A 14,690-nucleotide genomic window follows, 5' to 3' on the forward strand; every position below is an offset into this window, starting at 1 on the left:
GCGATGGCACGGGACTACTACGAGGTGCTCGGCGTGTCGCGGAGCGCGAGCCAGGACGAGATCCAGCAGGCGTATCGCAAACTCGCCCGCAGGTACCACCCCGACGTCAACAAGGACCCCGCGGCGGAGGAGCGTTTCAAGGACCTCAACGAGGCACACAGCGTTCTGTCCGATCCCGAGACCCGGGCCCGCTACGACCGCTTCGGCGAGGACTTCCGCAAGATCCCCGAGGACTTCGACGAACGGGTCGCGGCCGGAGCGGGCGGCGGCTTCCGTGGTCGGAGGACCGCGGGCGCGGGCGGCCCCCGTGTCCGATACGCCACCGGCTTCGGCGACGACTTCGGCGCGGAGGGCATAGACATCGAGGACCTGTTCGGCTCCATGTTCGGAGCCGGCGCCGCCCGAGGCGCCGTCCCCGGAGCGGACCAGGAGGCCGAGCTGCCGCTCACCGTCGAGGAGGCGTACCGAGGCGGCCGTCGCACCGTCACGCTCGCCGGTCCCGCCGGGCAGCCGCGGCGGTACGAGGTCGACGTGCCGCCGGGCGTCACCGACGGGCAGCGCATCCGGCTGGCGGGAGAGGGCGGCCGGGGCAGTGGTGACGCCGCCGCGGGCGACCTGTACCTGCGGGTGCGTATCCAGCCCCACCCCCGGTTCCGGCTGGACGGCCGCGACGTGCACATCCAGGTCCCGGTCGCCCCCTGGGAGGCGGCCCTGGGTGCGACCGTGCCGGTGCCCACGCCCGGCGGCAGCACGGCCAAGGTGACGGTGCCCGCGGGTTCGTCCAGCGGCCGGCGGCTGCGGCTGCGTGGCGAGGGCATGCCGAACCCGCGCGGCGCGAACGGCGACTTGTATGCCGAACTCCGCATCATGGTGCCGCCCACCCTCGGCGACCGGGAGCGCGAACTGTTCGAGGAGCTCGCCGCCACTTCCTCGTTCGACCCCAGGAGGACGCGATGAACGACCGACCCGCGGGAGCGGCAGGCATCGGCTGGGCCGGCGGGGGCGCCCGTCCGGTACGAACGGGCGCCGACATCACCGCCTCGACGGCTGTCCGGTACGCGCTCGTGCCCGCCCCCAGGCTCTCCCTCGACGCCGTGGCCCGTCGCTCGGGCCTCCACCCCGATCTGATCCGCCGGTTCGTCGCCCTCGGCCTGGTCGACGCCGAACGCGACGCCGCGGGGCAGCTGGTGTTCGACCCCACGGCCCCGGCGGTCCTTGCCCGCATCCAGCGGCTCCGCACCGGACTGTGCCTCAACTACGCATCCATCGGCCTGGTGCTCGACCTGCTCGACCGCATCAGCCTGCTCGAAGCCGCCCTGCGCGGCCGCGGCACGAGGAGTGAAACACCCCCATGGACATGAACCGTCTCACCCAGAAGTCCCAGGAAGCCCTCCAGGAGGCCCAGACCGCGGCCGTCGGCATGGGGCACACCGAGGTCGACGGGGAACACCTGCTGCTCGCACTTCTCGATCAGGAGGACGGCCTGATCCCGCGGTTGCTGCAACAGGCCGGCACCGAGCCGAAGGAACTGCGCGCTGCCGTGCGCGAGGAACTCTCCCGCCGCCCGAAGGTCACAGGCCCCGGCGCGGCACCCGGCCAGGTCTTCGTCACCCAGCGACTCTCCCGGCTGCTCGACGCCGCCGAACGGGAGGCCAAACGCCTCAAGGACGAGTACGTGTCCGTGGAACACCTCCTGCTCGCCCTGGCTGAGGAGAGCTCTTCGACCGCCGCCGGGCGACTGCTCAGACAGGCCGGCATCACCAGGGACTCGTTCCTGAGCGCGCTCACCCAGGTCCGCGGCAACCAGCGCGTCACCTCCGCCAACCCCGAAGTGGCCTACGAGGCTCTGGAGAAGTACGGCCGCGACCTGGTCCTCGAGGCTCGGTCCGGGCGGCTGGACCCGGTCATCGGCCGTGACGCGGAGATCCGCCGCGTCACCCAGATCCTCAGCCGCAAGACCAAGAACAACCCCGTCCTCATCGGCGACCCCGGCGTCGGCAAGACCGCCATCGTAGAGGGTCTGGCCCAGCGCATCGTTCGCGGCGACGTCCCCGAGGGCCTGCGCGACAAGACGGTGTTCGCCCTCGACATGGGCTCCCTGGTCGCCGGTGCCAAGTACCGCGGCGAGTTCGAGGAACGCCTCAAGGCCGTGCTGTCCGAGGTGAAGGCCGCCCAGGGGCGCATCCTGCTCTTCGTCGACGAACTCCACACCGTCGTCGGAGCGGGCGCCGCCGAAGGGGCCATGGACGCGGGCAACATGCTCAAGCCGATGCTCGCCCGCGGCGAACTCCACATGATCGGCGCCACCACCCTCGACGAGTACCGCAAGCACATCGAGAAGGACGCCGCCCTCGAACGCCGCTTCCAACAGGTCCTGGTCGGCGAGCCGAGCGTGGAGGACACCATCTCCATCCTGCGCGGACTGCGCGAGCGCCTGGAGGTGTTCCACGGCGTGAAGATCCAGGACACCGCGTTGGTCTCCGCGGCCACCCTCAGCCACCGCTACATCACCGACCGGTTCCTGCCCGACAAGGCCATCGACCTCGTCGACGAGGCGTGCGCCCGGCTGCGTACCGAGATCGACTCGATGCCCGCCGAACTCGACGAGATCACCCGCCGCGTCACCCGCCTGGAGATCGAGGAAGCGGCCCTGTCCAAGGAGACCGACCCCGCCAGCAAAACCCGCCTGGAAGAGCTTCGCAGGGAGTTGGCCGACCTGCGCGGCGAGGCCGACGCCAAGCACGCCCAGTGGGAGGCCGAACGGCAGGCGATCCGCCGCGTGCAGGAACTGCGCCAGGAACTGGAGCAGGTCCGTCACGAGGCGGAGGAGGCCGAACGCGCCTACGACCTCAACCGCGCCGCCGAACTCCGCTACGGCCGACTGCAGGACCTGGAGCGCCGACTTGTCGCAGAGGAGGAGCAACTGGCCGCCAAGCAAGGGCAGAACCGGCTGCTGCGCGAGGTCGTCACCGAGGAGGAGATCGCCGAGATCGTCGCCGCCTGGACCGGCATCCCAGTCGCCCGCCTCCAGGAGGGCGAACGCGAGAAACTGCTACGCCTCGACGAGATCCTGCGCGAGCGCGTCATCGGCCAGGACGAAGCCGTCAAGCTCGTCGCCGACGCCATCATCCGCGCGCGCTCCGGCATCCGCGACCCTCGCCGCCCCATCGGCTCGTTCATCTTCCTCGGCCCCACCGGCGTCGGGAAGACCGAGCTGGCCAAGACGCTCGCCCGGACCCTGTTCGACTCCGAGGAGAACATGGTCCGCCTCGACATGAGTGAGTACCAGGAGCGGCACACCGTCAGCCGGCTGATGGGCGCACCGCCCGGATACGTCGGCTACGAGGAAGGCGGCCAGCTCACCGAGGCCGTACGCCGCAAGCCGTACTCGGTTGTGTTGTTCGACGAGATCGAGAAGGCGCACACCGATGTCTTCAACACCCTGCTGCAGATCCTCGATGACGGCCGCATCACCGATGCGCAGGGACGCACCGTCGACTTCCGCAACACCGTGATCATCATGACGTCCAACATCGGCTCCGAGCACCTCCTCGACGGCGCCACCGCCGAAGGTGAGATCAAGCCCGACGCCCGCGCCCTGGTGATGGGCGAGCTGCGCGGGCACTTCCGCCCGGAGTTCCTCAACCGCGTCGACGACATCGTGCTGTTCAAACCGCTCGGCGAGCGGCAGATCGAGCGGATCGTGGAACTGCAGTTCGATGAACTGCGGCAGCGGCTCGCCGAACGCCGCATCACCGTCGAACTCACCGACACCGCCCGGGAAGTGATCGCCCACCAGGGCTACGACCCGGTGTACGGGGCCCGGCCACTGCGCCGCTACATCTCCCACGAGGTCGAGACACTGGTCGGACGCGCCCTGCTGCGCGGCGACGTCCAGGACGGCGCGACGGTCCGCGTCGACGCCGAACACGGAGAGCTGGTGGTCACCTACGACCAGCCCGAGGACGTGAAGGGAGCGCGGGCGGCATGAGCACGATGCAGGCGACGACCGTCAGTTGTCCCAACTGCGGGCGCACCAACCGGGTGCCCGTGGCCGCGGAGGGCCGCCCCAAGTGCGGCCACTGCAAGCAGCCCCTGCCGTGGATGGTGGACGCGGGCGACGACGACTTCACCGAGGTCGCCGAGCGAGCCGACGTCCCCGTCGTGGTCGACCTGTGGGCCACCTGGTGCGGCCCCTGCCGCATGGTCAGCCCCGCACTGGAGAAGGTCGCCACCGATCTCGCCGGCCGCATCAAACTCGTCAAGGTCGACATCGACAAGAACCCGCGGCTGTCGCAGCGTTTCGAGGTCCAGGCGGTACCGACGCTGCTCGTCCTCGACCAGGGCGAGACGGTCGCCCGGCAGACGGGGGCGGCGCCCGCCCCCGCTCTGCGCCAGTGGGTGGAACAGTCGATCACGGCCCGGGAAGGGAGATCCGGATGACCCTGCACGCAGACCCCCACCTCGCGCTTGTCCGGCCGGTCCAGCCGCTGACCCCAGAAGGGTGTCAGGAGTGTCTGCTGCTCGGCTCCCCGTGGGTCCACCTGAGGCTCTGCCTGACCTGCGGGCACGTCGGCTGCTGTGACTCCTCGCCGAACAAGCACGCGCGCAGGCACGCAGCTGCCGACGCCCATCCGATCGTGCAGTCGTTCCAGCCCGGCGAGGAATGGCGCTGGTGCTACGTTCACGAGGCGTTCGTCTGATGTCCGGCGATCAGCCCCTGCCGGGCGAAGGACCGGTGCCGGAGGAAGCGGACGAGGCCGTCTTCTGGGAGACCCCGGACACCTACGGCGCGTATCCGCGCCTTACGGAGGACCAGACAGCACGTCTGGCGGAGCACGGGCAGCGCCGGAGCATGGCTCCGAACGACGTGCTGATCCAGGAGGGGGAGCGCTGCGAGACGTTCTTCGTCGTACTCAGCGGTGCCGTCGCCGTCGTCGAGGACTACGGCACTCCCGAGGAGCACGTGCTGCGCGTGCACGGCCCCGGTCGCTTCATCGGCGAACTCGGGCTGCTGCACGGACAGGTGGCCTTCTACACCGCTGTCGCCAGGGAGCCGGGCGAGATCCTCGTCGTCTCCTTGGACCAATTGCGCCACCTGGTGTCCCAGGACTCCACCATCGGGGACCTCGTGCTGCGCGCCTGTCTGGGCCGTCGCGCGCTGCTCGTCGGACAGGGCGCCGGCTTCCGCATCATCGGCTCGCGCTACTCGCCCGACACCCGGCGGCTGCGCGAGTTCGCCATCCGCAACCGGCTGCCGCACCGCTGGATCGACCTGGAGACCGACGAGGAGGCCGAGGACCTGCTGCGCCGCTTCGGCGTCGGCCCGGAGGAGACACCGCTCGTCATCTGGCGGGACACCACCCTGTTGCGCAACCCCAGCAACGCGGAACTGGCCCGGCTCATCGGCCTGCCGTCACTGCCCGCCGGAAACCGTCACGGCGACGTCCTCATCGTCGGCTCCGGACCCGCCGGCCTCGCTGCCGCGGTGTACGCCGCCTCCGAGGGCCTGAGCAGCACCGTGGTGGAGGCGATGGCCACCGGCGGCCAAGCCGCCACGTCGTCCCGCATCGAGAATCTGCTCGGCTTCCCCGCCGGCATCTCCGGCGCCGAACTCACCGAACGCGCCGTGCTCCAAGCCGACAAGTTCGGCGCCAGGATCAGCATTCCGCTGGAGGCGACCGGTCTCCATCCCAAGGACGAGGACCACTACGTGGTGGCGTTCGCAGACGGCAGCGAGATCGCCGCCCGCGCCGTCGTCCTGGCCACGGGCGCCCGCTATCGCCGGCTCCAGGTGCCCAACATCGAACGCCTGGAGGGAACGAGCGTTCACTACTCGGCGACCGTCTATGAGGCACAGCAGTGCCGCACCGACCCGGTGGCCGTCGTCGGCGGAGGCAACTCGGCGGGCCAGGCGGTGCTGTTCCTCGCCGGGTACACGCCGAAGGTGCACCTACTGGTCCGAGGACCCAGCCTTGAGGCCAACATGTCCCGCTACCTGGTCGAGCAGGTCGAACGCCATCCGCGGGTGGAGGTCATGCTGCACACCGAGGTCACCGAGGTCATCGGCCAAGAGGTGCTGGAGGAGCTCGACGTGGTCGACAACCGCACGGGCGGACACCACCGACTCGCGGTACGGGGCCTGTTCGTCTTCACCGGCGCCGACCCCCACACCGAGTGGCTCGCCGGCATCGTCGCCCTCGACTCCCGCGGCTTCGTCCTCACCGGCCCGGAGGCCCAGGAAGCCTGCGCCTACCCCGAGGGGTGGCACGGCCGCGGGCGCTCGTGCATGACCCTGGAGACCAGCCTGCCCGGGGTCTTCGCGGTAGGGGACGTCCGTAGCGGCTCGGTAAAGCGGGTGGCCTCCGCGGTCGGCGAAGGCGCGATGAGCATCCACTTCGTGCACCGCTACCTGGGCCGCACGGCCGCGCACGGCGGCACCGACAGCTCACCGCACACCCGTCCGAAGGAGTCTGCTTGGCTCGCATGACCGCCCAGGAGATGCGGGATCTGCGGGATCTGCGGGATCTGACGCGGTCACGGACAGCGATGACGCAGGAACGAGCCCGGATGCTCCAGCGACTGGAGAAGGTGCTCCAGGACGCCGGGATCAAGCTGACATCGGTGACCTCCCAGGCGTACTCGAAGTCCGCGCGGGCGATCCTGGACGCACTGGTGGAGGGAGAGCGCGATCCAAAGGCCCTGGCCTCGCTGGTCAAGGGCCGCGTCCAGTTGTTCGGGTGAGAACACCACGGTCTGTGCTCGTCGGCGTCCAGGGCAGCCAGCAGGTCCTCGGCGGCCGTGACGGCCTCGGCGCTGGGGAATGCGGCGCGTGTCCGGTGGAGGCGCGGCGCCAGAGCCAGGCTGGCGCCGCGTCTGCCCGCGGGCTGTCACCGGGTGGGCAAGCAGTCCATCAAGGCCACCGGCGTCGACCTCGATGATCTCGCCACGCTCAGGGCAAACGCCCCCGGCACCCCAGCCCGTGATCCACCTCTCACCGCCGGTCCTGCCGGGGGCGCAACAGGATCGCCAGCACCTCGCGGGCGGCGCGACGCCGAGCGGGGGTCGTCGCCAGCAATGCCGTGAGCGCCACGGTGGTCACAGTCCCGGTGTAGAGCAGGGGCGCGACGCCGACGGTGACGACGCAGTCGTGCAGCAGAGAGGCAGAGTTCGACATGGAGGGCACTCCTCGAGTCGGCAGGGATCGAAGACCACAGTGATCCCGGTATCCCATCTACCTGACAACCCCGGTCAGTCGATACGGTGGGGAAACCGGCAGTTCGGCAGCGTCGACAGCGGCATCCGCCGGGCGTCCGGATACGGACGCCCGGACACGTGAGGGGTGGCGGTGAACGATCCGAAAACACCAGCAGACGCCTTTATGGCCAGCCTCAGCCGACTCTACAAAGACGCAGGATCTCCTCCGTACACGTGGCTGATCAAACACGGCAAGGGACAGGACCCTCCGCTCACGCTGAGCCGACAGCGCCTGAGCGAATGGCTCACCGGCAAGCAACTGCCGCCCGACGAACGCACGCTTCGCTTCCTGGTGGAACTCCTGGAGGCATGCGCCGCAAAGACGGGCGATCACCGGATGATGAGGTGGCCCTGGTGGGAACATCGATGGCATGCGGCACGCCGGCACCGCGAGCACGAGCGCAGCAACAGGGCGCGTAAGCATCCTGGCGGCCTCCTCGACCAGCCGTGGCGCGTCTCCGCCCTCGAACCAAGAGGCGGAGAGATGTCCACCTCCGTGCTACTCGCCAAGTTCGAGATAGTGCCGTATCTGTTTCCCGAGGTCACCGCCGAGTTCGCCACCTGGTGCGACAGCCCTGAGCCCTTGGCGGTCCGCTACATGGAGGCGCCGGGAGGTGCCGGCAAGACCCGATACGCCATAACGGTGTGCAAGGCACAGGCCCAAGCAGGCTGGGCGGCAGGGTTCGTAGAGCTGAACGACCGAAGGATCGACACCGCAAGAGGCGACCGGCTCCTTGTGGTCGACGAGTTCGGAGGAGCAAAGCCCGAGGTACTGGCACGTCGGTTGCAGGACGTCGCGTGCTCACCCCAGGAGCGGGTACGGGTCCTCCTGCTCGCCCGCCCCGCCGAATACCCAGAGCGAGCGCTGCGGGACCTGCGGCAATGCTTCGGTGAACAAGCCCGCGACGACGTATGGAACGCCCTGGAACAGACGCAGACGGTCGCTCTCCCGAAACTGACCACGGCCGCGCGTAAACGACTGTTCGACGCCGCGGTGGCCGCGTTCAGCCGCGGGCATCGGTCCAACCCGACAGGGACGGAAAGCGCCGACCTGGGCCCTCTGGCCGAGGACCCCGCCGCTGGGCCGCTGGACGTGCTGTGCGCGGCGCTCGACGCGGTCTGGACTGGGCCGAACTCGCGACGCGGCACTGGAGCCCCGCTCGACCGGGTACTCAACCACGAATTCAAGATGTGGGGCGACGGCGCGAACGGAGCCCTGAGCGGGCACATCCCGCTGCTCCGCCGGTGCGTGGCCATGGTGACACTCACCGGAGGGGCGAGGACCGACGACGAAGCCGAGGCGATACTCACCCGGTTACCCGGACTGACCCACCAAACCATCTTGCGAGATCAGGTGGACCGATGGCTGCGCGGCCGGAACCGGGACCAAGAGTCCACCGGCGCCGGCGCGTACGCACCGCTGCGCCCCGACCCCCTCGGCGAACAACTGATCCTGCACGTCTGCCGCGGCGAGGAACCGAGACTCCTCGACATGGCGCTGGATCTGCCCTGCGACGACCAGGTCACGCGGACCCTCGGGCTCCTGGCGCGACTGGCAACAGACAAGGTCATCGCCGCGACGGTGACCAACGCCCTTACCCAGGACAACGGCCGCCGCTACCTCGCGCTGCTCAAGCGCGGCGAACAACAACTGAAAGAGATCTTGGCCAGGCAGGACCGGGGACTGCCCTTCGACGGCGTCACCCTGCTCGACGAACTGCGCCGCACCGGGGACCTCCTGCTCGCCGAGCGAGACGACCTGCGCGAGGCACGGGACCACCTCGCCCAGCAACTCGCCCGCTTCCGCATCCGCAAAATCCACGCAGAACTGAACTTCGGCACCATCCACCTCTACTACGACCAACTCACCCCGGTGATCATCCGCACCCGAGCTCTTCGCCGCGCCCTGGACCAGGGTGACACCTTCGCCGAGCTCCGGTCGCTTCAATATGTCCGCAGGCTCGTCGACAGGCTCGACCACGATCTCCGCCTCCACCGCGAGTACTTTCCCCAACGGCCCACGGGAGGCTTCCTCACCGGACTCACCAAACCCACCGGCCCCAACCTCCCCGGCGACAAGATGTACTTCCGTTACCAGGTGAAACAGCTGGAGAGAGCACTCGACCAGATGCTGCGGTCAGGATCCGCAACGCCGGGCGAGCCCACGGTCACCGTTGAACGCGATTCCGCGCCGTCGTCGGCCGCGGTGCGGATGGCGACGGCTGCGACCTGGTTGCTTCCCGCCGGAATCCGGCCGCGCGTGGAACAGATGCAGCATGCCAAACTCCATGACGTCGCGGATGCGGGATTCCCCGCCTACGCGCAGCTGTACTACGCGACTGGCTGGTTCTTCCGGGCCTTGTTCGGCCAACTGATCTGGCGGATGCCCCCGCAACCGCTCGACGACCCAGCACTCGCCGAGGAAATGGGCCTGAACCGCGACATCGTCACGAAGTACCGCGGAGAACACCCGAGATCCGCACCGACGGAACCCTGCTCGTCCTGCAAGAGACCATGACGTCGAGAAGTCCCACGCCGGCGGCGAGGACGTCGGCCGGCTCCTGTGACACGGTCACCCCAAGGCGCGACCGGCCATCCGGGTCCGCGTCGGCCGGCATCAGGCCAGATGGTCCACCGCCCTCTGATGCAGCTCCGCGATATGAGTTTGCCACTGCTCGGCGACGGACCGCATGGCGGCGTAATTGTTGGTGTAGCCAGACATGGAGACTCCCAGGTTCGCCGTCTGGGTCTCCTGAGCCGCCACGCTTGCGGCGAAGTCCGCGAGGCGCGGCAGCAGCCAGCCCGCCCGTGCGACGACGGTGCCCCAGTCCTCGGCCTGAATCGCCTCCATGACATCATCCACATGGTCGGACAGCTCGCTGAACCGTGCCCCGTCGGCTTCCAACTGCGGCTGCAGAGTCCTGACCGCCTGGGAGAAGTCGAACATCTCCTGCGGAAGTTGATGTGCGTGCAACTGTGTCTGATCGAGCTGCGCCACCGCTCGCGCTGCCAAGGCCTTCAACGATTCGACTGGCATGTCGTGTCACCCTCTTGTTCCTGACGGCTCGACAACTTGAAACACGTGACCGTCCAACACGAAGGGCCACAGGGGCAGTCACACGGGCAGAGCCAGCCATCATCCGCCAACGCCCGCCCCGCACAGGGCCGGTCGCGCCTCGGCTCATCAGCCGGCCAGAAGCCCTCCCCGGAAGCGACACCTACCAACGCCAGCCGATAGGAGGTAGTGGACAGAATGGCGCAAATTTCCGCGCCGCCGTCAACACGCGCCCACGAAGCCGACATCGATTTTTGACGTTGGCGAGCTCATGGACGGTCGCGGTTTCGCATCCCTTTGACCCTCGAGAACGCCAGCCGCACGCCCCAGCTGCCCCCTGCCTTTCGACGCGGTGCTGCGGCTCGGGACCGGCTTGAGGCGATCGACCCGCGCGGCCGTACGAGAAGGTGACACCCTTCAGCGCGGGCGGAGGCGTCCGGCGGCCGGGCTCCGGCCGCCACCGCCACCGCCGGTGTTCCCACCTGATCCAGGAGTGCATGTGTCCTACGACGAGCCGCTGCGCCTGCCCGCGGCCGCGATACCCGACGGCTGCCGGGACTGGACGGCCGGTCCGGCGGCCGACTGGTCGGCGGCACTGGCGCCGCGCTGGACCCTCCCGGCCGTGCGCAGGTCCGTCGCCGCCGCGGCGACCACCTTCGCGCTCTGCGCGGGCGCCTGGGCCGTGATGCTCGGCGGACTGTGGCCGCTCGTCGCGGCCGGGTTCGCCGCGTACACCCTGTGGGTGCTCGCGCGGCCCGAGCTCGTCTGGGTGGGGGCGCCCGCGCTGCTCGTCGGGCTCGCCGTGGAGGCCCCCTCGCTGCCCTGGGTCGTGACCCTGGCCGGAGCACTGGTCGTCCTCGTGTCCTGGACCGCCGTCGCCGTGCGACTGCGGGCCAGGAGCACCCAGCTCGAACGGGCGCTGCGGGCCGCGGCCGACGTCACGGCACGCGTCCCGGACGCCGACGCACCGGTGCGCCGCGGCCGGTTCCTGCGCCCGCTCGGCCTCGTCGTGCTCGGCCTCGCCGTCGTCACCGGCGCCACCGCGGACATGTGGGGCACGGCCGAGGACCGCGACGGCTCCCGGATCCTGGCCTGCTACCTGGCCGGCCTCGCCGCCACCGCGCTGGCCTCCGCCTGGCTGGGCCGCCACCGCGCCGTCGCGCTGCGCCGGGACCCCGCGCCCGTCCTGCGGGTCCTCGTGCGCGACGACGCGCAGGGCACCACGGAGGTGTACGCGGCCAACGACCTCGCGGCGGCGCGCCCCCTGTTCACGGTGGAACTGACGTCGTACGACGGCGACACCGAGGCGGCCGACGACGGGCCGGACGAGCCGGACGAGCCGGACGAGGCCGACGAGGAACTGGAGCGGCTGTTCGACGCGGTGGACGACGACACCCCGGGCCCGGTCCGTGAGGCCGTCCTCTACGGAGCTCCCTTCGACGGAGCCGAGGTCGTGGTCGTGAGCGCCGACGAGGATCCGGCCCAGCCCCCGCTCACAGAGTGGTCGGCGGGGCCGGTCCGCCCGCTCACCCCGGGCGCGGGCCTGCGGCGCATCACCCGGCAGAAGGCCCGCGAGGCCCGCGGCCGCCATCTGGAGCAGCAGGTCAGGGAGCGCGACGCGGGGCGGCCCGCCGTACCGGTGCGCCGCTGGCAGGCGGGCTGGCTCGACTGGCTCGCGGCGGCGCTGCTGGTGCAGTGGGGCGGCTGGCTCTGCGGGGCCTGGTTCACCGACTGGGGCCCGTCTCCGTGGGAGCTGGCCCTCGCCGCCGCGATCGGCCTCTACGGCGCCGTGCGCGTCCCCCAGAAGCTCGCCTGGCGCATCACGGCCGACAGCACGGGCCTGTGGATCACCGGGCTGCGCGGTCCCCGGCACATTCCGTGGGACGACTTCCGCTCCGTGCGCCGTCAGTCCTTCGAGCTGAAGTTGCGCTGGCGGGACGACAACTGGTCGGTCAGGGCGCCGAAGTGGACGTGGCTGGAGCGGCGGCGCGGCCTGACCCATCCCTACGACACGCTAGCGGCCGAGCTCACGGTCATGCGCGACGACCCCGGGCTCAGACCGACGGGGGAGAGCAGCGGGGCCGAGCGCGGGCGGCCGCTCTGGCCCGCGGCCCTGGCGCTGGCCGTGCTGTGGGTCGCGGCGCTGGCCCTGCTGGCCTGAGGCACGGGCCACTGTCCCTGGCGCCAGCATGTTTGTCGGGTGCCGGTATGGACCCACGCGGCTCGGGGCCGGTTCAGGTCCGACCGTGTGGGGGGTGTCGCAGTCGAGTCACACCGCTGCCGGGTGCGGCAACTGGGTAGTCGGGTAGTCGGCGTGCTGTTCGGGGCGCCGAGATCCTCACGCGCGGCGTCGAGCAGGACGGCCAGGTGCTGGCCGCGGATCCGGCCGGTGGCGGTAGGCCGCGCCTGGCCGATCGCGGCGTGGAGCTGCTGGCGGTAGGCGCTGGGCTGGACCTGGGCGAGCCGTCCGCGCCGCAGGTCGACTTGGCTGGCCGTGCCGTAGAGGTTGCTGCGCGAGCCGGCCGGGATCCGGTCGTAGGCCTCGTCGTCCAAGTCGGGCAGCGGGCCCCAGGCCTCTTCGGCCGCGATGACGACCCGGGTGGCGATGTCCCGGTCCGTGTGGGACGGGCCGCGTCCGAGGGTGCGCCGCCAATGCACGGCCGTCCAGCGGACAGTCTCCGTCTTGCGGTGGTGGACCGGGGCGATGGCGCCGACGTCGGCGCCATCGGCGAGTACGCGCTAGCCGCCCAGGCAATGCGGGTCGGGCTCCAGCCGCCAGAGACGCGCGTGCACCGAGCCCAGGTCGGCCGGACCTGCCGTCCGCCGCGCTGGGGGTGGCGCGCGACGGCGCTTGCAGCGCTGTCGGTGGTGTGCGCTTGGATGACGTCATGACTGTTCATGACGTGGCGGCCTCGCTGCCTGACCTGCCCGAGTTGCACGACCTGTGCCTCTCGATTGCCGTCGCGGAGGCCGTGCTCAATCACGGGGGCGCCTATCGGTACTTCACCTTCGGTGCGCAGGGACGGGACGGCGAGAAGTGGTTCTCGATGCGCAACGGCGGCGGCGACGAGTACGACGTGGTCTTCTCGGCGGCCGGTGCGTACATCCGGGGCTTCGACCATGAGTCGGCGATGAGCCCGTACGCGGACGACGAGGTGTGGCCCGGCGTCCTGGACACGGTGCCCGAGGTGTTCCGCTCCGCCGTCGAGGAACCGGCCTTCCAGGACGAGGACATGCCCATGGTCACCTGCTGTCTTTGGCGCGAGAAGGAGGACGACCGGTGGCGCACGGGCCGGATCGACTTTCCCGAGGGGGAGAGAGACCCCGACGGCTCCGGATGGATGTTCGCGATGCTCACCGAGCGCACACCGCAGGCGTTCCGATCATGGGCGAAGGACTACTACGAACGGCCCGTGGACCTCGACGCGGTGCGGGACATCTACGAGCAGCGCCCGCTGGACGAGGACATCGTCAGACGCCTGAACCCGAAGATCTCCCTCGCCGACGTCCGTGACGAGATCCGCGCGACGGGATACCCGGTCCGCTCGTCGTGACCCCGACAGGTGTCAACGGCGATCGTCAGTTTTGGACCGACAGCGGGGAGCAGTCCTTCGAGCGGGCGACCGGCGGCGGGAGGGAACATCCCCGCGTGCGCGGGGAGCAGCTCTTCGAGATCGAAGTGGACAAGGTCAAGATGGGACCATCCCCGCGTGCGCGGGGAGCAGACGAGGACGCCCGAGCCGCCCCTGGACTCGACGGGACCATCCCCGCGTGCGAGGGGAGCAGCACGCCTCCTAGGCCCGGACCAGGCTGCGGCGGAGCTGCCCGGATAACCGGCTGCCCGAACATGCGGGCAGCCGGACCGGTGGGCACTCAACGTCACGTGTCTAGCGCCATGCACTGGCGCAATACCGGCTCCAGGCGCAATGTGGCGTCCTCGCGCTCGAGAACCTGAAGAGCGTCGAGGCAATTGACGATCCACCGTGCCTCGTGCTCGTCCTCGTCTTCGATCTTGAGCGCCACGGCGGTTACCGCGCCCTCCAGATCGAATGGGCCGTCCCTGAACTCGTCGTCGAGGGCCCGGTATCCAGTGGTAATCAACGGGTCCGCGTACATGCCGGTCGCCTCGGCCAAGGCACGGGCCTCGGCTCGCTCCGTGCGGAGGTCTGCCAAGCGGCGCAACACCTCGTCGGGGTCACCAAGTTCGCCGTGCAGGCGATGGGCTCGGCTGACCAGGAGTGGCCAGCCGCCGGTCAGCTCGTGGAGACGGTCCAGGCGGTCTTCCGTGTGGAACATGTTGACGCGTTGAGCCCAGACACGCAGGCTGCGGCGGTCGTGGCGGCGCAGCACCACTGGCGCGGCCGAGGTTGGTTCGGTC

The 14,690-nt window shown here is 70.1% G+C and carries 13 protein-coding genes; 10 read left to right on the top strand and 3 right to left on the bottom strand.

The genetic code is table 11. The features are described from left to right. The first annotated feature begins 3 nt into the window (after positions 1-3). From ACWD68_RS34330 to ACWD68_RS34360, 7 genes are read left to right on the top strand one after another with little or no spacing between them, the layout of a single operon-like run. Complete coding sequence (locus ACWD68_RS34330; RefSeq protein ID WP_451810367.1) at positions 4-957, top strand: DnaJ C-terminal domain-containing protein; 954 nt, start codon at positions 4-6, stop codon at positions 955-957. Continuing rightward, positions 954-1,361 (top strand): chaperone modulator CbpM, encoded by a 408-nt coding sequence (locus tag ACWD68_RS34335; protein WP_451810368.1) that lies wholly within the window; start codon positions 954-956, stop codon positions 1,359-1,361. Before ACWD68_RS34330 ends, ACWD68_RS34335 begins: the two co-directional genes overlap by 4 nt. Beyond that, positions 1,352-3,991: an ATP-dependent chaperone ClpB gene (clpB, locus tag ACWD68_RS34340; RefSeq protein WP_451810369.1), complete on the top strand. Its 2,640-nt coding sequence runs from the start codon at positions 1,352-1,354 to the stop codon at positions 3,989-3,991. Before ACWD68_RS34335 ends, clpB begins: the two co-directional genes overlap by 10 nt. Further along, entirely contained in the window at positions 3,988-4,443 is a 456-nt protein-coding gene (gene trxA, locus ACWD68_RS34345) for a thioredoxin (RefSeq protein ID WP_451810370.1), read from the top strand. The genes clpB and trxA overlap by 4 nt, the downstream gene beginning before the upstream one ends. Continuing rightward, entirely contained in the window at positions 4,440-4,703 is a 264-nt protein-coding gene (locus ACWD68_RS34350; protein ID WP_067378125.1) for a UBP-type zinc finger domain-containing protein, read from the top strand. Before trxA ends, ACWD68_RS34350 begins: the two co-directional genes overlap by 4 nt. After that, entirely contained in the window at positions 4,703-6,490 is a 1,788-nt protein-coding gene (locus ACWD68_RS34355) for an FAD-dependent oxidoreductase (RefSeq protein ID WP_451810371.1), read from the top strand. The genes ACWD68_RS34350 and ACWD68_RS34355 overlap by 1 nt, the downstream gene beginning before the upstream one ends. Next, complete coding sequence (locus tag ACWD68_RS34360; RefSeq protein WP_451810372.1) at positions 6,478-6,744, top strand: hypothetical protein; 267 nt, start codon at positions 6,478-6,480, stop codon at positions 6,742-6,744. The genes ACWD68_RS34355 and ACWD68_RS34360 overlap by 13 nt, the downstream gene beginning before the upstream one ends. A gap of 250 nt (positions 6,745-6,994) precedes the next feature. On the opposite strand, the gene ACWD68_RS34365 is transcribed toward ACWD68_RS34360, so the two are convergent. Continuing rightward, complete coding sequence (locus ACWD68_RS34365) at positions 6,995-7,177, bottom strand: hypothetical protein (protein WP_451810373.1); 183 nt, start codon at positions 7,175-7,177, stop codon at positions 6,995-6,997. Between the two features lie 171 nt (positions 7,178-7,348). Here ACWD68_RS34365 and ACWD68_RS34370 point away from each other — a divergent pair, with 171 nt between their 5' ends. Beyond that, positions 7,349-9,775: a hypothetical protein gene (locus tag ACWD68_RS34370; RefSeq protein WP_451810374.1), complete on the top strand. Its 2,427-nt coding sequence runs from the start codon at positions 7,349-7,351 to the stop codon at positions 9,773-9,775. A 99-nt stretch (positions 9,776-9,874) separates the two neighbouring features. Here the strand turns inward: ACWD68_RS34370 and ACWD68_RS34375 are convergent, their stop codons facing one another. Next, a complete protein-coding gene (locus ACWD68_RS34375) occupies positions 9,875-10,294 on the bottom strand; it encodes a hypothetical protein (protein WP_451810375.1) in 420 nt (139 codons plus the stop codon). A gap of 517 nt (positions 10,295-10,811) precedes the next feature. On the opposite strand from ACWD68_RS34375, the gene ACWD68_RS34380 reads away from it, so the two are divergent. Together ACWD68_RS34380 and ACWD68_RS34385 are read left to right on the top strand one after the other, a co-directional pair. After that, positions 10,812-12,473, top strand: a complete 1,662-nt coding sequence (locus ACWD68_RS34380) for a hypothetical protein (protein WP_451810376.1) — start codon at positions 10,812-10,814, stop codon at positions 12,471-12,473. A gap of 727 nt (positions 12,474-13,200) precedes the next feature. Beyond that, on the top strand, positions 13,201-13,866 hold the full coding sequence (locus tag ACWD68_RS34385; protein ID WP_451810377.1) for a hypothetical protein: 666 nt from the start codon (positions 13,201-13,203) through the stop codon (positions 13,864-13,866). 325 nt (positions 13,867-14,191) lie between these two features. Here ACWD68_RS34385 and ACWD68_RS34390 read toward each other — a convergent pair whose 3' ends face one another. Continuing rightward, complete coding sequence (locus tag ACWD68_RS34390) at positions 14,192-14,665, bottom strand: hypothetical protein (RefSeq protein WP_451810378.1); 474 nt, start codon at positions 14,663-14,665, stop codon at positions 14,192-14,194. Positions 14,666-14,690 lie beyond the last annotated feature (25 nt).

The sequence above is a fragment of the Streptomyces sp. NPDC005141 genome, from assembly GCF_053599975.1.